This window comes from Rhizobium sp. BK049 (assembly GCF_014193135.1).
GTDB lineage: Bacteria > Pseudomonadota > Alphaproteobacteria > Rhizobiales > Rhizobiaceae > Rhizobium.
Window position 1 is genome coordinate 1 of record NZ_JACHYV010000035.1, and the last position, 17,616, is coordinate 17,616.

Annotated in this window: 12 protein-coding genes and 1 pseudogene; 9 read left to right on the forward strand and 4 right to left on the reverse strand. The window is 59.9% G+C overall.

Annotation, left to right across the window (positions count from 1 at the left end; translation table 11 throughout):
* Window positions 1-3,171 (reverse strand): annotated as a pseudogene (locus FHT70_RS27080) (AAA domain-containing protein); the annotation flags it as partial.
* A gap of 660 nt (window positions 3,172-3,831) precedes the next feature.
* Here FHT70_RS27080 and FHT70_RS27085 point away from each other — a divergent pair.
* Window positions 3,832-4,614, forward strand: coding sequence for a response regulator transcription factor (locus FHT70_RS27085; RefSeq protein ID WP_183706101.1), 783 nt, complete (start codon window positions 3,832-3,834; stop codon window positions 4,612-4,614).
* A gap of 76 nt (window positions 4,615-4,690) precedes the next feature.
* Here the strand turns inward: FHT70_RS27085 and FHT70_RS27090 are convergent, their stop codons facing one another.
* Window positions 4,691-5,014 (reverse strand): hypothetical protein, encoded by a 324-nt coding sequence (locus FHT70_RS27090; RefSeq protein ID WP_183706103.1) that lies wholly within the window; start codon window positions 5,012-5,014, stop codon window positions 4,691-4,693.
* A gap of 383 nt (window positions 5,015-5,397) precedes the next feature.
* On the opposite strand from FHT70_RS27090, the gene FHT70_RS27095 reads away from it, so the two are divergent.
* Genes FHT70_RS27095 through FHT70_RS27115 form a run of 5 tightly spaced genes read left to right on the forward strand, consistent with a single transcriptional unit; the run spans window position 5,398 to window position 10,790 of the window.
* Window positions 5,398-6,420: a UDP-glucuronic acid decarboxylase family protein gene (locus tag FHT70_RS27095; protein ID WP_183706105.1), complete on the forward strand. Its 1,023-nt coding sequence runs from the start codon at window positions 5,398-5,400 to the stop codon at window positions 6,418-6,420.
* A 1-nt stretch (window position 6,421) separates the two neighbouring features.
* Complete coding sequence (gene galE, locus FHT70_RS27100) at window positions 6,422-7,405, forward strand: UDP-glucose 4-epimerase GalE (RefSeq protein WP_097600488.1); 984 nt, start codon at window positions 6,422-6,424, stop codon at window positions 7,403-7,405.
* Window positions 7,402-9,258, forward strand: a complete 1,857-nt coding sequence (locus FHT70_RS27105) for a glycosyltransferase family 2 protein (protein ID WP_183706107.1) — start codon at window positions 7,402-7,404, stop codon at window positions 9,256-9,258. Before galE ends, FHT70_RS27105 begins: the two co-directional genes overlap by 4 nt.
* Window positions 9,259-9,294: 36 nt before the next feature.
* A complete protein-coding gene (locus FHT70_RS27110) occupies window positions 9,295-9,822 on the forward strand; it encodes a DUF995 domain-containing protein (RefSeq protein ID WP_183706108.1) in 528 nt (175 codons plus the stop codon).
* Window positions 9,819-10,790, forward strand: a complete 972-nt coding sequence (locus tag FHT70_RS27115) for a glycosyl hydrolase (RefSeq protein ID WP_183706110.1) — start codon at window positions 9,819-9,821, stop codon at window positions 10,788-10,790. The genes FHT70_RS27110 and FHT70_RS27115 overlap by 4 nt, the downstream gene beginning before the upstream one ends.
* Window positions 10,791-10,937: 147 nt before the next feature.
* Here the strand turns inward: FHT70_RS27115 and FHT70_RS27120 are convergent, their stop codons facing one another.
* Window positions 10,938-12,224 carry an ABC transporter substrate-binding protein gene (locus FHT70_RS27120; RefSeq protein ID WP_097600484.1) on the reverse strand — a complete coding sequence of 429 codons (1,287 nt, stop codon included), beginning with the start codon at window positions 12,222-12,224 and terminating at the stop codon, window positions 10,938-10,940.
* Between the two features lie 146 nt (window positions 12,225-12,370).
* Here FHT70_RS27120 and FHT70_RS27125 point away from each other — a divergent pair, with 146 nt between their 5' ends.
* Genes FHT70_RS27125 through FHT70_RS27135 form a run of 3 tightly spaced genes read left to right on the forward strand, consistent with a single transcriptional unit; the run spans window position 12,371 to window position 16,272 of the window.
* The gene (locus tag FHT70_RS27125) at window positions 12,371-13,399 is read left to right on the forward strand and encodes a LacI family DNA-binding transcriptional regulator (protein ID WP_183706112.1); all 1,029 of its coding nucleotides are present in this window, start codon (window positions 12,371-12,373) and stop codon (window positions 13,397-13,399) included.
* Between the two features lie 9 nt (window positions 13,400-13,408).
* Window positions 13,409-15,265, forward strand: a complete 1,857-nt coding sequence (locus tag FHT70_RS27130; protein ID WP_183706114.1) for a DUF2264 domain-containing protein — start codon at window positions 13,409-13,411, stop codon at window positions 15,263-15,265.
* On the forward strand, window positions 15,262-16,272 hold the full coding sequence (locus tag FHT70_RS27135; RefSeq protein ID WP_183706116.1) for a hydroxyacid dehydrogenase: 1,011 nt from the start codon (window positions 15,262-15,264) through the stop codon (window positions 16,270-16,272). The genes FHT70_RS27130 and FHT70_RS27135 overlap by 4 nt, the downstream gene beginning before the upstream one ends.
* A 26-nt stretch (window positions 16,273-16,298) precedes the next feature.
* On the opposite strand, the gene FHT70_RS27140 is transcribed toward FHT70_RS27135, so the two are convergent.
* Window positions 16,299-17,576 carry a Gfo/Idh/MocA family oxidoreductase gene (locus FHT70_RS27140; protein ID WP_183706118.1) on the reverse strand — a complete coding sequence of 426 codons (1,278 nt, stop codon included), beginning with the start codon at window positions 17,574-17,576 and terminating at the stop codon, window positions 16,299-16,301.
* Window positions 17,577-17,616: the final 40 nt, after the last annotated feature.

Sequence of the window (17,616 nt, forward strand, 5' to 3'; positions counted from 1 at the left end):
GAGAACCATGAAAACGATATCTTCTTCCTTGCCCTGGAAGGTGTGAACCGTGCCTACCCGTTCCTGAAGCCATTTCTGTAGTTTCGCTGGAGATCCGCGCGCATATCCGTCTTGGTCGATCCAGACCGCATGAGAAAGAGCCTGTCTCAAACCGGTCTTGATCTCCTTGAACGGCGAGATGATGTAGATGTCCGGCAATGCACCGTCCCGGTGATAAGTCGCGGCGAGGAGGTCGACGATGAAGTCTATCTGCTCGGCAACGACCTGTTTGCCCGAGACCTTGCCCTTTACGTCGATCCAGGCGCTGTCGCCATAAAAGGGCGATGCGTCGCCGGCCGGCCGGCGCTCTTCCACCCCGAAGATCATCTTGTTCCGATAGGCGATCTGATTAGCAAGGCTAAACATCGGATCGATGCAGCGTCGATGCACTCTGAGCGGGCTGCCGATCCAGAGCCCATCTGCCTCCTCGCCCTGAAGCGTCGTTCCGTAGCGATTGGCGGCATCGGCCAGCATCTGCACAGACGCCCTGTTCGGCGAATATTGGCCTGCCGCCGTGTGGGGTGAAAGAGCCGAAGCGCCTGAAATCAGCGCGCTGGGGAGCGTGAAAACCGGTTCGATCTGCAAGGGATCGCCGATCACCATGACGCGGCGTGCCCGCATCAACGCCCCGACCGCCGCCTGCGGTACCGCCTGGCCGGCTTCATCGATGAAGACCCAGCCGATCGAGCCGGGCCCAAGCCCGCGGAACTGCTTGGCAAAAGACGCGAATGTCGTGGAGACGATCGGAACGATCATGAAAAGGCTCTGCCAGATCGATGCAATGTGCTTGTCATCGACGGGATTGTTGTTGGAAAGCACTTTGGTGACGGCAACGATATTTCCGCCAAAACCTCCGCCCTTCCTGCCGACGTCGGCCAACCAAGCTTCATGCAGCGTCAACGCTGCTTCCAGCAATGCCGAACGCAGAGCCGCCAGTTCGTCCTGATGCCAGAGACCGTCGATCTGCACCTGATCCTCATCGAGATCGGTGAGACGCTCCGGTGCGGCGGGATGATCGAGAATTTCCCCCAGCCGCTCGAGTTCCTCTTTTTTCGCAGACCAGATTTTCCGTCGTGACCGCAGTGCCCGTTCGGCCCGGTCATGCTCTCGCAAAGCCCGTTCCAATGTGGGTTTATCGGTTTTCGCAAGCTGATCTTCGCATTCGGCCAGCGCCTTGCGCAGTTCCAGCTGCTTCCGCGCATTGGTGATGACATCCTGGCGATGCTGCCGGGCCGGGTTGGTCGAGAGCACTCTCCTCCATCGCGCAGGGGCGCTGCGGTCGAGCAGCTGTTCCTCCTCCTTCAGATAAGACAAACCGTCGGCGATGCGGCGCATTTCGGTCGCCAGCATGTCGCATCGATTCTGCGCATGCAAAACTTCGTCCGCGGCGACAGCCACCCTCTCGAGCGCTTCGCGGCAGAATGCATCCTGCGAAACGGGCGCTATCTCATCACGCAGATCGGCATAGCGCGCATATTGGCTGATCTTTTCGCGAACCATCTCGTCGGCGGCATGAAAAGCCGATGCCGCTTCGGCGAAGCTTGGCCCCTCATAGCTCTTCAACCATTCCCAGATGGTCTGCGGCTTTGCGGCGCCCGACCAGCCGGGCTTCGGTCTTTCGGCGATCTCCATGAAGGCGAAACGTTCTTTGAAGGCCCGGCGGTTCCTGGAATTGCCGAGCGCGCAGGCGATCAACCCCCATGGGCGGTCGCCGTCAGGGAGCTTGACGACCGCTCCGTTGTCTTTCTGGCAGGCGATCTTGTGTGCAACCGTCTGCAAATATTGAAAGGAAGACGTGCTCGCGATCGAGCTCCGCTAGGGAAGGTCGCGCGAAATATTCTCCACGGCGGCATTGTTAGAGGAGGCGACGACCATTTCGAACCCGGCAAGGGCTGGGATCAGCGCCGATATGGAGGCGGTGCTCCGATCCGTAAAACCGACACGGCGTGGCGAGCCGTCAAGGGCGTCGCGCGCCGTCGTCAGGGAGGAGAGCACCCGGGCGCGCCGAACGATGTTGTCCGCGAACATGTCACGCAGCAGCGTGGTCTTTCCGGTGCCCGGCGGGCCGTTGACCGAGAATAATCCCGTTTCCGACAGACCGGCGATCGCCGCATTGATCGCGAACTGTTGCATGAGGCTCATTGCGAGATGAGGCTCGCTCAGCCAGCGTCCACGGTTGAGATTGCCGGGATGCAGCGCCCGAATGATCGCCCGGCGTCCTTCTTCCGAATAAAGGTCGACCCGATTTTCATCTGCCGGCGGGTTGAGGTACCGCCGGAGCGGCTCCGGGACATTGCCCTGCTTGACGCAGATCATCGCCCGTTCGATATCCTCGATAAAGAAGCTGTTCAGAATGCCAATGTCTTCATCAAGGCTGGCACTTTCGTCTTCCTCATCGGCGTTAGGTGCATGATCCTCCTGTTGAGGCGGCAACGAGATGAGCTCGGGTCTTTCCGACCTGTCGCGGTAGCGTATTTCAACGGCGGCGATGGGCTTTTCCTGGCGTGAGGCAAAACCTGCCCAATCGCAGAGCAATTCATGCAGCGCCACGATTTCGCCGGCATCGATCGGCTGATCGGTGGCAGCCTCGAAGGATGAAGACCCCAGCTGTCGCTGCGCCTGAAAGTTTTGAAGCAATTCCAACAGCGGCCGCTTGCCGTTGGCAAATGCCTCATGGCTGAGCGAGGAGAGACCGGTTTTCCGTACCCGTCCGAGGGCCCACGGAAGCGTCGAGACGGAAAATGTTTCGAACATCGGCTGTCCGAGCGGAGTAAGCTGCAGGCTGGCAAAGCAGGTATCGCCATCGAGATCGCTGCGTTCGGCATCCTCATACTCGGCAATGTCGACCGCAGCGCTGTCGAAGTGCCTGCGGATGTCGGAGATCTCGGATTTGGTGAAAACGCCGAGGAACAAGGTAAAGCCGGTGATCTGCTTCTCCTCGGGTATGACAGGACGGCTGAGTGCAGCGCTGTCCTGCAAGAGCGTCTCTGCATGCAGCCAGAAGACGGTCCGTCCTTCGCCCGAGACGAGGCGAGTGGAGAGATCATAAGGTATGAAAAACTCGATCTTATGCCAGAAATCGAGAATGGCCAGAAGCCGTTCCCGTTCTGCCCTGTCCGCATCGATCTGCATGACGTCTCGCTGAGGAGTGCAAAATAGGCTCACGCCTCTTTAGCAGCGATTGCAGCTCAAAATCAAAGAGCATGGTGATGATGCGCCCGGTCGAGTGCATTTCAACAGCCGCGCAGGTGCGCCAGTGCAGACGCCGCGCCTTCTTCATCTTGCTGGTGCCCCCTGTTCCAGCGCACGGAGGGCCTCTGGACGATATCAGCCTCTGCGATGCGCTGCCTCGGCGACCGACCGGACACGTTCGAGCGCAGCGCTGGCCTTGCAGAGATCACGGCCCGGCATAAGCAGCCGGGAACGCGAGGCTTTTGCCAGGAGTGACCGGGTTGGGTGACAACTTGCGAGCCTCGTAATCATCAGGGGCGGACGAAAAAATATTACAATTTGTACTGAAATATTACATTCACTGAATTATCTATAGTAGGGGCAAATATAACCTCGGAGTATAAGGGTGAGCAAAAATACAACCGTTACGTAGTATCTTATTGTTTCTCGCTCCCTAAAACTAATCACTTTGGGCCATTTCCTTCCTTCTCAATCCGTATTAACATAATTAAGAAATGTCTAAAGAAAAAGGCGATGACACAATAGGACCGGCATTTCATACTATCTTATACCTGCCATCGCTGCATGTTTGAGTAAAGTGTACCGCTAGGGGAGGCGTATATGTTCATGACAGGTTCAGGAATGGAGAATGCGGACCAGGCGAGAAAGTCTAGCCCGTCCGGAGATACTATCCTTGTTGTAGCCAAGGCTGATCTGTTTTCAGAATGCATGGTGGAGGCGCTGGCAAAGAAATTTCCAAATTGCGATGTGCCAAGCATAACGAACGCAACTCCGATGCTGGCAAAGGATAGCAGCGATATAAAACTGGTTTTATTTTACCATATACCTACGCCCGAGTTGCAAGAAGCGCTGCAGGCGGTCAGGGAAAATCATCCGGAAACCTCGATCGGACTTGTCGTCGAGGCCATCGACATGATGGAGCCGTATGTCAGCCGTTTGGTCGAGGCACGGATCATCGACGGCGTCCTGCCGCTTAATCTTCGGCTTGATGTCTTCATGGCCGCGGTGGATCTGCTGATGAAGGGCGGGGAGCATTTTCCCTCGGCGCTTCTCAACCGCCTCACCAATAAGGGGACCCAACTGGAGCCCTCACTTTATCAGACCAAGTCGGTTGATGCCGCCCGCAACAATGCGCTCAAGCTGAGACGCGACAGCATCTCCGCCTTGACGACCCGGGAGGTTCAGATCCTGGATCTCATCTGCAAGGGGACGCAGAACAAGATTATTGCCGACAAGCTGCATCTTTCCGAAAACACAGTGAAGGTTCACGTCCGCAACATCTATAAGAAGATGAACGTGCGAAACCGTACGGAAGCAGCGTCTCGCTTCTTCAACGACCATCCGGTCGGCGATGACGACATGTCCAGCCGGTGGCGCAACTGATCGATAGCGCCGCGCTTTTTCAGGCGCGCAAAGAACGCTATCATACTTTGAGTTGCGCTTGGGTTGCGCTTTTGCTTCAGGTCGAGCGACGGGCAAAGCAGCGCGACTTCTGTCCGAAGCCGCTTGGAGAGCAGATATAGGGCGCGGACCCGTGATAGGCGACGATGCGGGCTCGTGCCGCAACAGGCCGAGCGGTTCGATTTTCCGGGTAGGCGTAAGCCTTCGAAACGGGTCGCGTCTCGACGACGACAACATTCTTTTTCGCGATAGCGGCCATGTCGTCGTCAACGACCGCACAAGCCGTCGCTCCGATCGCAAGAAGCGTCACTCCCCCCGCAAGCATCGCAAAATGAAATGGACGCCAGCCTTTCGGCTGGGCTGTGGCGCGATTTTTGAACATGCCAAATCCCTCTCATAGGACGCTTCCGGATGCAAGACCGGTGGCGCAGCCCTGCGAAGCCGACCTCTCCTTCTTCTATCCCATCTTTATTGAGCAAAGTTTGAGCAACGGCGTGTTTCCCGTTTTACGTGAAAAAATAAGTAAAATGATTAATCATTTGTTACTCTGAAGAACAACTGCGTAATTATTTGGGATATTTTATGTTTTTTAAAGTTGACCTTGATAACAATCGCCTTATCATTTCAATAGTAAATGAGTTACTGAAGAATAACCTCGAACTTATTCATGTATTGGTACGCAATTGCATGAATATACATCCGAGTATGGTAAGATGTAAGCCGTGTAAATAATACAAAAGACTAAAGCGTGGGGAGGAGTTTGTAATGCGTAGTTTCGTTCCCGGCGAAGGCTATTCGGAAGTAAAGAACATAGCGGTGCTCAAGAATCTGGGCACCGCTCTTGTAAATGGCGGAGCCGGCTTTCTTGGCTCGCATCTCTGCGAAAGGCTTCTGCTAAGCGGCCACAGCGTCATATGCCTCGACAACTTTTCCACCGGCCGCCGTGCAAATGTCGAGCATCTCGCATCGAACCCCCGCTTTCGCATCATCGAGCACGATGTGCGTCAGCCCTTCGATATCGAAGCGTCGCTGATCTTCAACTTCGCCTCTCCTGCCTCTCCGCCCGACTATCAACGGGATCCGGTGGGCACCTTGCTTACCAGCGTACTCGGCGCCGTCAACACCTTGGATTGTGCGCGCAAGACCGGCGCGATCGTCGTTCAGTCGTCGACGTCGGAAGTCTATGGCGACCCGACCCAGAGCCCGCAACGCGAATCCTATTGCGGCAATGTCAACTCCATCGGTCCGCGAGCCTGCTACGATGAGGGAAAACGCAGTGCCGAAACCCTGTTTTTCGACTACCACAGGACCTACGGCGTCGACATAAAGGTCGGCCGCATCTTCAACACCTACGGGCCCCGCATGCGCGCCGATGACGGGCGGGTAGTCTCCAACTTCATCGTGCAGGCCCTGCGCAACGCCGACCTGACCATCTACGGCGACGGCCAGCAGACTCGCTCTTTCTGCTATGTCGATGATCTCATCGAAGGTTTTCTGCGCTTCTCGGCAGCCGGCAGCGCATGCCACGGTCCGATCAATCTCGGCAACCCGGGCGAGTTCACCGTTCGACGCCTGGCGGAAATCGTCCGGGACCTCACAAATTCGCGTTCCCGCATCGTTCACCTTCCGGCTGTCGTCGACGATCCACGCCAGCGGCGGCCGGATATCTCACGGGCGATGACGGAACTGGCATGGCAGCCTCATATCGAGCTCGAAGCCGGCCTGGCGCGCACCGTCGAATATTTCGACGGCCTGCTTGCCGGGACGGAACAGGCGGAGGCCGTATGAGATGCCCCGCTATATACTCGTCACCGGCGGCGCCGGTTTCATAGGCAGTCATATCTGCAAAACGCTGTCGCGCGCCGGGATGATCCCCGTTACCTACGACAATCTCTCGACCGGACATGCCGACAGCGTCCGCTGGGGCCCGCTCGTCCGCGGGGAACTCGGCGACGCCGCTGCGCTGCGCCGGACGATGGCCGAATTTTCGCCCGATTGCGTCATCCATTGCAGCGCCAATGCCTATGTCGGCGAATCCGTCGACATGCCGCGGAAATATTACCGCAACAATGTCGTCGGCAGTCTCACGCTGCTCGAGGCCTGTCTCGACCAGGAAATCGACAAGATCGTTTTTTCCAGCAGTTGCGCCACCTATGGCGTTCCCGCCTCGTTGCCGATACGGGAGGAAAGTCTGCAGCAGCCGGTCAATCCTTATGGCCGCACCAAGCTGATCTTCGAGATGGCGCTCGAGGATTTTGCCGCTGCCTATGGCATCCGCTTCGCTGCCTTGCGTTATTTCAACGCGGCCGGCGCCGATCCGGAGGGTGAGCTTGCCGAGCGTCACGAGCCCGAGACACATCTTATCCCCCGCGCCCTTCTTGCTGCCGCCGGCAGACTGGACCGGCTCGATGTCTTCGGAACCGATTATGCGACCGAGGACGGAACCTGCGTTCGCGACTATATCCATGTCAGCGATCTCGCACAGGCACATTTGGCCGCCGTCAACCACCTGATCGCAGACGGCGCCTCGCTCAGCGTCAATCTTGGTTCCGGCCGTGGCACGTCAGTGCGCGAGATCATTGACGCGGTCTATCGCGCCAGCGGCCGCGAAGTCCCCGTCCGTTATCGCGCCCGCCGCCCCGGCGACCCGCCGATCCTCTTTGCCAATACGGCACGGGCGAAGGCAGAGCTCGGCTTCGTGCCGGCTCTTTCCGATCTCGACACGATCATCCGCACGGCCGGCCCGACCTTCGGGCTGGAGGTGACGGCATGAGCCTGGTTTCGGAGATCGATCACCGGGTCAGGACGGCGAAAGCTGCTGCGGACCCATTTAACCCCGTGTTCACAGGGTGGAATCGTGTCGCCTATGGTTTCGGCATCCTCTGCTGGCTGGCGGCGCTCGGCTATTTCTGGAGCTGGTGGTGTCAGTCCGCCCACATCATTTCCTGGTCAGCCTTCGTGCTCGTCACCGTCGTGCTTGCCTGGATTACGCTTGTCCCCGCCTATTTCATCCTGATCTTCCTCGATGCGAGAACGATCGGTTCGCGCGCCCGGCTGCCAGAAGGACGCGTGGCGATGGTCGTCACCAAGGCGCCGTCCGAACCTTTTGCCGTCGTCCGAGCCACGCTTCAGGCGATGCTCGATCAAACTGGTGTCGAGTTCGATGTCTGGCTGGCCGACGAGGATCCGTCCGCGGAAACCAGACGCTGGTGCGCCGAGCACGGCGTGCTGATCTCGACGCGGAAGGGCGTGGCGGAGTATCACCGCACGACCTGGCCGCGCCGGACGCGGTGCAAGGAAGGCAATCTTGCTTATTTCTACGACCATTTCGGCTATGCGCGTTACGATTTCGTCGCCCAGTTCGATGCCGATCATGTGCCGACACCGACCTATCTCCGTGAAGTCCTGCGCCCTTTCGCCGATCCTGCCGTCGGCTATGTTTCCGCACCCAGCATCTGTGATGCGAATGCCGCGACGAGTTGGGTCGCGCGCGGCAGGCTCTATGCGGAGGCAAGTCTGCACGGCTCGCTGCAGACCGGTTACAACCATGGTTGGGCGCCCCTTTGCATCGGCTCCCACTATGCGGTCCGCACGTCAGCCCTTCGCCAGATAGGGGGCCTTGGCCCCGAGCTTGCCGAAGATCATTCGACGACGCTGATGATGAACGCCGGCGGCTGGCGCGGCGTCCACGCGATCGATGCGATCGCTCATGGCGACGGCCCGGCGAATTTCGTCGATCTCGCCGTGCAGGAATTCCAGTGGTCGCGCAGCCTCGTCACCATCCTGCTGCAATATTCCCGCCGCTACGTCATCAATCTGCCCTGGCGGCTGAAATTCCAGTTCGTCTTTTCGCAGCTGTGGTATCCGCTCTTTTCCGCCGTCATGGCAGTGATGTTCCTGCTGCCGGTTGCCGCCTTGCTGACGGGCCAGGTCTTCGTCAACGTGACCTATCCGGATTTTCTGCTCCATTTCGCGCCGCTGTCGATCGTGCTGATGCTCTTTGCCTTCTTCTGGCGGGCCACGGGAACCTTCCGGCCGCACGACGCGAAACTGTTTGGCTGGGAAGGGCTGGCCTTCATTTTTCTGCGCTGGCCATGGTCGCTGGCCGGCAGCCTGGCGGCCATTCGCGACCATTTCTCCGGTTCTTTCGTCGACTTTCGCATCACCCCGAAGGGAAGGCAGCAGCAGTCTTTGCCGCTGCGCGTCGTTGCGCCCTATATTGCTCTCGCGGGGCTTTGCGCCGCGGCCATGGTGTTCGCCGGCGAGGCCGCTGCCGCTCAGGGCTTTTATCTTTTCGCTGCGATGAACCTCGCGCTCTATCTGTCGCTAACCGTGCTAATCGTCGTTCGCCATGCGTTCGAGAACGGCCTGCCGCTGCTGCCGCAATCGCGCGGCCTCTGGCTTGCGACGGCTACGGGTTTGGCGATCTGTGTCACCGGCGGCATGCAGGCCGGCAGCCATGGGCTGCGCAGTCTCGAGGCGCTTTCCCATGGCCAGACGCTCATCAGTTTCAGCCAATCGCAATTTGCGGTGGCCGGGGCCGGTCACGGCAAGACCAGGACCGTGAAGTTTCGTCTCAGGTGGAATGGATTCGGAAACACCGGGCGGGACCAACAGGGTGTATGAACCGGCCAACCCGGACGTGTCGAGGAGGAGCATATAATGAGCATCGAATCGAGACTGTATGGCGCAGCCCTGGCTCTCAGCCTGTGTCTGCCGTTGGCGGCGCACGCTGCCGAGGCCGCTGAGAAGAATCCGCCGACGCCGCTCAGCGCCTATGAACTCTACCGCATCTACGGTGACAAGACCTGGACCTGGGCCACCGGCGGCGGTCGTTTCTTCGATGAAGGACGGCGGTTCGTGGCCTGGACCAACGACAAGGGCAAGCAGTCCTTCGCCGAAGGCAGATGGGTGGTCGACGATCTCGGCCAGCTCTGCATGCGCGCGACCTGGACGAATGCCGAGGGGGCTGCGCGTGCCAGCACCTGTTTCGGTCATCGCAAGATCGGCAACACGATCTACCAGCGCCGCCAGCCGGACGGCAATTGGTACATCTTCCGCCATTCTTCTGTGCGCCAGGATGACGAATTCCGCAAGCTCGTCTCCGCAGATACCGTCAGCGCCAAGGCGTATGAACTGAAGCAGTTTCTGCTGAATCAGGAGATAGCCCGAAAGGAGGGTGAGCCATGAAGAAGCTGACGAAAAATCACCTCTCGACCGCCGCGATCGCGCTGCTGCTGTTGTGCGTCGCGGAGTTGCCGGGCCGAAGCGAGGTGCAATATGCGGGCATTGCGCCGAACCCGGCGGCGAGCGCGCGGACGATCATCGACAAACGCCCGGTCGTTCACGCCGACGGCATCAAGTTCGGTGCCTACGACCCACATGGGGATTTCGGCGCCCAGGCCAATGTCTCGACCGAAGCCCTGTTCCTGCCTTGGGAAGACGTTGACCTGGAGACGCTGCGCGTTGCGGATGCCTATGCGTTGGCCAGGGGCCGCAACCTGCTGATAACGGTGGAGCCTTGGTCCTGGGACGTTGAACGGCGGCTGACTTCTGGCGAGCTTCGCGCAAAGGTTCTGCGCGGCGACTACGATGTCAACATGCGGTCGATCGCGCAGATGATATCCCAGCTGAAAAGCCCCGTGATCATCCGCTGGGGACAGGAAATGGAAGACAAATCCGGGCGGTTTTCGTGGGCCGGCTGGAACCCGCAAGACTTCATCGCCGCCTACAGACGCATGATGGACATAGTTCGCGACGAGGCGCCCGGCACCGAGACAATGTGGTCGCCGAAGGGTGTACCCGGCCTGCAGGACTATTATCCCGGCGACGATTATGTCGATCTTATCGGGCTCTCGGTTTTCGGGCTGGAGCGCTACGACGAGCTTGCCTACAACAAGCACCGGACCTTCTCAGAAGCGCTGAAGCAGGGCTATGATCTTGTCGCCGGCTATGGAAAGCCCATCTGGGTCGCAGAGCTCGGTTACGAAGGCGGCGACGCCTATATGAGGCCGTGGATCGAAACCGCGACGTTGAAACAGAGCGCCTTCCCGAACCTTCAGGAAGTGGTCTATTTCAATGATCAGGAGGTGCATGCCTGGCCGTTCAATCTCGGCCGGCCTGACTGGCGCGTGGTGAAAAGCCTGGCCGGCAACTAAGCGCCATGTCGCGCATGCCGCGGTTTGCGAGGGCGAGGTTGGAAGAAGCAAGCTGAAGCACGCAATCAAGGTCTACACGCGCTTCAGCCGGGCGTCAGAAAAGCCCGCCGGCGTCTGCGGGCCTCTCCTTTCATATCGCGCAAGCGATCATCCCTTAAGCGTTGCCTTACCCTCTTCGACGAGCCGGGTCGCTGCGTCGGCGGGCGAAGTCCGCTCGAAGGCGAGTTCGTCGCAGATCGGGCGCAGCACGCGTTGGTCGAATTGGGTCGCACCCATCGGCACCGGCGGCGGATATTCACCGACCTGATCCTTGAGCATGTTGACGTATTTGACCGTTTCCTGCTCTGTCGGGTTCAGCTGCGGCAGAATGGCTTCACGCACGGCTGGCGACATCGGCACGCCGCGCTCAACGCCGAGAATCTTGCCGGCTTCGATGTCGTTGACGAAGAAGTCGATGAATTTCGCGGCCGCTTCGCCATGCTTTGTGGTCGCGCCGATACTCCAGATCAGCGCCGGGCGATAATAATGTCCGGAAGGGCCGCCCTTCTTTTCGCGCGGCAGCATGGTGATGCCGAGTTTGTTCTTGATGATCAGCTGATAGCCGATCATCTGGTTGGAATAGGCCATGCCGATCACCGATTTGCCGAGACCGAGGCAATTGGTGTCAATGGTGTTCTGATCGAGCGTCTGGACGTCGGCGGCAACGGTGCCCCCCGCCTTGCGCAGCTTCTCCCAATAGTCGAACCACTCCCTGGCATCATCGGCCGCGAAGCCGAGCCCGACGCTTTCCTTGGCAAAGACGCTTTTGCCGCGCTGGCGCAGCCACGCGTCGAACACATAGTTGTAACGCGCCCCATAGGGGCCACCGCCCTTGCCCGAGGACTTGGCGAGTTCTACGGCAAGCTTGGCATATTCATCCCAGGTAAGATCTGTCGTCGGCAGCGGAATGCCCGCCTTTTCGAATTCGACCGTGTCGAAGAACATCGAAAACGAGTTGAGGCCGAGGCCGACGCCATAGAGTTTGCCGTCGACGGTGGTCAGTTTCAGCATGTCGGGGCCGAAGCTGTTGACCTTCAGCGTCGAAGGGACGAATTCGTCGAGCGGCAGGCAGGCGCCGCGCTTGGAATAATCGGAGATTGTTCCTGGCTCGAGCTGCAAAACGTCCGGAATGGCCCGGCCGGCCATCTGCGTGGCGAGCTTCGTCCAGTAGCCTTCGCCGGAAAGCGATTCGCCGACGATCGTGACGCCGGGTGTCTTCGACTGATAGAGCTTGGCGACATCGAGCGTGCGTTTGGCACGGTCGTTGGATCCCCACCACATGGCGCGCAGCTGCGCCTCCTCGGCAAAGGCCGGGATAGCGCTTCCTGCGCCAAAGGCAAAGCCGGCGGCGGCGCCGGCCGAACTCACTAGGAATGAACGGCGATTGAGATGCATCATATTCCTCCTTGTTCCCAATATGTCCTCTGCCATCCTCCAACGGCGTGCCGGGACACTCGCCGGATAGAGTACGCAAAAATATTTCTATTGCAAGAATTAATCAAATTCTTGCAAATTTGCAATGTTTGCATAATGTTTGCTGTATGAACGAGCATAAAACCAAGCGGCCGCGCCAGGCCGACATAGCCACTCTGGCCGGCGTCTCCGTCTCGACGGTGTCGCGCGTGCTTGCCAATGAGCCGGGCATCAGCGAAAGCGTCCGCCGTCATATCTTGAAGGTTGCGGCTGACCACGGTTATCCCGTCAGGCCTACCGCCGAGGCCGTTGCCGGCGGGCTGGCGCTGATCGCCAGCGACGGCATCACGGGCGGGCTCAGCGTCTTCTACGAAGCGATCGTCGACGGCTTGCGCACTGGAGCCGCCGAGGCGGGAATGCCATTTGAAATTCGCCTAGCCCGCGAGGATCGTATCACGCCGGATGCCGTACGTGATTATATGCGGGCTGCGGAGGCCGAGGGCCTCTTTCTCGTCGGCATCGATCCCAACGAAGCCTTGCGCGACTGGCTGCAGGCCAGCACAACACCGACCGTGCTTGTCAACGGCACTGATCCCAGGATGCAGTTCGACGGTGTTTCTCCGGCTAACTTCTTTGGTGCCTACGAAGCCACCAGTCGGCTGACAAGCGCTGGCCACCGCCGCATCCTGCATCTGAGCGGTTCTCACCGCCATACGATTCGGGAACGCATTCGCGGCTTCGAGGCGGCAGTCGCCGCCGTCCCCGGCGCCGAAGGGCGATTCGTTTCGCTCGCGCTCCAGGGCAGCGCAAGCCGCGAGGCTCATGAAAGCACGGCGGCGGTCCTTGCCGAGAATGCCGGCTTCACAGCGGCTTTCTGCATGAATGATTTCATTGCCGTTGGCGTTCTCGAAGCTGTCACTGAGGCCGGCCTGCGGGTGCCGGAGGATTTCGCGATCATCGGCTTTGATGATCTGCCCTGCGCATTGATGACCAATCCGCGGCTTTCCACCATGCGCGTCGATCGTGCCGCTCTCGGGCGGGAAGCCGTATCCCTGATGCTGTCCCGATTCCGCAACAGGACAGCGGCTGCGCGCCAGATCTGCCAGGCGGTCGTTCCCGTTCCGGGGGGGACCGTTGCCAATGCCGAGAACCAGTAAGAGGTGTCGATGACTTACGATCCCGCCAGCGCCAATCCGCTTGCCGGCAATCCGCTTGAAACCCGCGCCGATATGAGCCGCGCGCTGCTTGCTCTCTTCGATCCGCTGCTTCCCTGTTTTTCCAAGGGCAATGCCCGCGTCAGGCTTAGTGGCGCCGCCGCCCATTTCGACCGGGCGGCCGCCGATCTCGAGGGCTTTGCCCGGCCGCTCTGGGGCTTGGCGCCTTTTGGCGCCGGCGGCGGCGACTTCGCCCATTGGCATCGTTTTGCCGAAGGTCTGGCAAACGGCACCGACCCTGCCCATCCCGAATATTGGGGAACGGTCAATGGCCGGGATCAGCGGATGGTCGAGCTTGCTGCCCTCGGCTTTGCCCTGGCGCTGGTGCCGGAAGAGATCTGGGGGCCGCTCGATGCGCGCGCCCGCAGCAATGTCGTCGCCTATCTCAAACATGCCAGGCAGTTCGACTATGCCGACAATAATTGGAAATTTTTCCGCATCTTCGTCGATATCGCCCTCGATCGTCTCGGCACCGAATTCGACCGCAGCCTGACGCGACAATATCTGCACGAACTCGAAGGCTTCTATATCGGCGACGGCTGGTATCGCGACGGCAACGTGCGCCGCATCGACCATTACATCCCCTTCGCCATGCATTTTTATGGCCTGATCTATTCGAAGCTCGTCGATGACGATTACGCCAAGCGCTACCGCGAGCGCGCCGTCCTTTTCGCCCGGGATTTCCGCCACTGGTTTGCCGCCGACGGGGCGACGATTCCGTTCGGCCGCAGCCTGACTTATCGTTTTGCCTGCGCCGGCTTCTGGTCAGCGCTCGCCTTTGCCGATGTCGAGGCTTTGCCCTGGGGTGAGGTCAAGCATCTCTGCCTGCAGCATCTGCGCTGGTGGAGGGACAAGCCGATTGCCGACCGCGACGGCGTGCTGTCGATCGGTTTCGGCTATCCAAACCTCTTGATGTCGGAGAGCTATAATTCCGCCGGCTCGCCCTATTGGGCCTTGAAGGCTTTTCTGCCGCTCGCGATCTCGGAGGACCACCCGTTCTGGACCGCTGAAGAAAAGGCGCCGGAGCAGACGTCGGCAGTCGTTCCCCAGCGCCATCCAGGCATGGTGATCATGCGGACGGGCAGCGATGTCGTCGCATTGTCTTCCGGCCAGGAAAACCTGCAGATGCGTTTCGGCACGGAGAAATACGCCAAATTCGCCTATTCCACCCGCTATGGCTTCAGCGTCGAATCCGATGAGCGCGGCTTTGCCCTCGCCGCCTTCGATTCGATGCTGGCTTTCAGCGAAGACGGCCTGCACTACCGCGTGCGAGAGACGAATGAAGAGGCAAAACTCGCGGGCGACGTGCTTTATGCGAAATGGTCACCTTCCCCCGATGTCAGCGTCGAGAGCTGGCTCGCGCCCGCGGCCCCCTGGCATATCCGCCTCCACCGGATCAGGGCGGCCCGGCCGCTGAGGGTCGCCGAAGGCGGCTTCGCCATCGCCCGCCGGGATTTCGAGCTGGACACGCTGTCGGCTTCGGATGGCGCTGCCTATGCGATCGGCGAAGCCGATTTCACCGGCATTCTCGACTTGGGATCGTCGATCAAACGCGCCGGACTCGCGCAGAAGGCCCAGCCCAATACCAATGTAATCGTCGCCAAGACCATCGTGCCGCAACTGCGCGGTCAGATCCCGGCAGGTGAGACCATCCTGGTGACGGCGGTGCTGGCGCTCGAAGATCCCGCTGCCGTTTCCTCGGCCTGGGCGCGGCCGCCGAAAGCGCCTGATATTACGGCACTGGAGGCGCTGGTGCGGGAAAAGGGCGTAACCGTCAGCGCCATCGAAGCGCCGGGTCAGATGCCATGAGCCGCCCGGCCATCGTCCTTGCCATGGAACCGTCGCGCACGGAACATGTCCTGCCCGACGAGATCCTGCGGCGGCTCGATACGATCGGCCGTCTGCGCGATCCCGAGCCGCTGCAGCGGCTGGACGACGCGCGGGCAAGACGCCTGCTTTCAGAAGCGGAGATCCTGATCACCGGCTGGGGAGCGCCCTATATCGGCTCTGAAATTCTCGCCATTGCGCCGCGGCTTCGTCTCGTCGTCCATGCGGCGGGCACGGTGAAGGGCATCATCGATGATGCCATTTTCGAAGCCGGTATAGCGGTGAGCCACGCGGCCGAGGCCAATGCGGTGCCCGTTGCCGAATTCACGCTCGCCGCGATCCTCTTTGCCGGCAAACGCGCCTTCCGCTTCCACGATCTTTACGTCGCCGACCGCAATCGCGATCGGACATATCCGATGCAGCGCGAAGCGATCGGCAACTATGGCCGCACCCTCGGGATCGTCGGCGCCTCGCGCATCGGCAGGCGGGTGATCGAACTCCTGAAACCCTTCGACTACAGGGTGCTGCTGTTCGATCCAATGATCGGAGCGGCCGAAGCAGCCGGACTGGGAGCGGAAAAGGTCGATCTCGACGAGTTGATGCGGCGCGCGGATATCGTTTCCCTGCACGCGCCATCACTGCCGTCGACGCGGCATATGATCGATGCGCGAAGACTGTCGCTGATGAAGGATGGGGCAACGCTCATCAACACCGCGCGCGGCATTCTCATCGATGAGGCCGCGTTGCTGTCGGAGCTGAAGACCGGCCGCATCGACGCGGTCATCGACGTCACCGATCCGGAAATTCCGGAGGCGGGTTCGATCTTCTACGATCTGCCGAATGTTTTCCTGACACCGCATATTGCCGGCGCCATCGGCCTGGAACGGGCGCGTCTCGGCGCGATGGCGGCGGACGAGGTCGAGCGTTTTACAACAGGCCGGCCGTTGCTCTACCAGATCCGCCGGCAGGATCTCGAAAACATCGCCTGACGCGCGCCATTGCGCTGGCCATGCGGTCAGCGCGGTGTTCTCAACGAATTAGGCGAACCGTCATTGGCGAGCTCGGGCATCAGTTCGGCGATATCGACCACCTTGCCGGTGCGCGAGCTCGTCAGCGCGGCAATGCCACAGAGCACGGACATGGCGCCCGCCCGTGTGCCGGCGCGCTGGCTGAGCCGATCTTCCATGTCAGGCTTGAAGATCATGTTGCGCATCCGGTCGTCGCCGCCGTAATGGCCGCCTGTGAAATGCGGCACGACGATGCGCTCCACCGCCTCCTTCCCATTCGGGAAATTGCGAATGAGAAGGATCGTGTCTTCCTTCGGCACTTCCCAGGGCTGAGCCTCATACTGGCGAAGCTCGATGCGTCCCTTGGTACCGTTGAAGGCGAGGTGATGGCCCTCGATCGGCTGGAAGGTATTCAGCGAATAGGAGACATGGACGTTGTTGCGGTAGCGGATGGACACGACCATCGTGTCGGGGATGTCGATATCCTCGCGGAAGACGCAGCCGTCCCGGAAATAGCCGTCGATCTTCGAAGGATCCTCGTAAAGCTGATCGAGGAACGGATCCTTTTCGAGATCGAGATAGTAGTCGCATTCCTGCGCATGCGGACAGAGCTTGCAGCGGGGCCCGCGGAAAGGACCCTTGCGGCCGTAGTTCTGCAGATCGGCGAAGGAGGTGACGGACTCGGGATCGCTGTCGAGATACCAGTTCAGCAGATCGAAATGATGGGTAGCCTTGTGAACGAACAGGCTGCCGGAATTTTCCGTATAGGCATGCCAGCGGCGGAAGTAGTCGGCGCCGTGCTTGGTGTTGAGATACCAGTGAAAATCGACCGAGGTCACCCGGCCGATCTCGCCTGCATTCAGAAGCTCCTTGATCTTCGCAGCTGTCGGCGCATAGCGATAGTTGAAGGAGACGTCGACCCGCCGGCCGGTGCGCTTCTCGGCGTCGAGAATCCGGCGAATTTTCTCGATCGAGGTGGTCATCGGCTTCTCGGTGATGACGTCGATGCCGGATTCCAGCGCCCGCACGATGATATCGTCATGTGTATGGTCGGGCGTGCAGACGATGGCGAGATCCGGCCTCTGCTCGGCAAGCATGGAATCGATGTTGTCATAGAGCGGCGCATTGCTGCCGATCATGGTGCGGGCGCGCTCGCCGCGAAGCGCGTTCTTTTCGACGATGGCTGTGAGATCGACATGCTCGCGCCAGCCGGCAAGCAGGTCCTTGCCCCACATGGTGGTGCCGCGGTTACCGGTGCCGATCAGGGCAAAACGGCGTTTCTCCATCGAATGACTCCTCTTTCATACGTGATGAAACAATGGGATT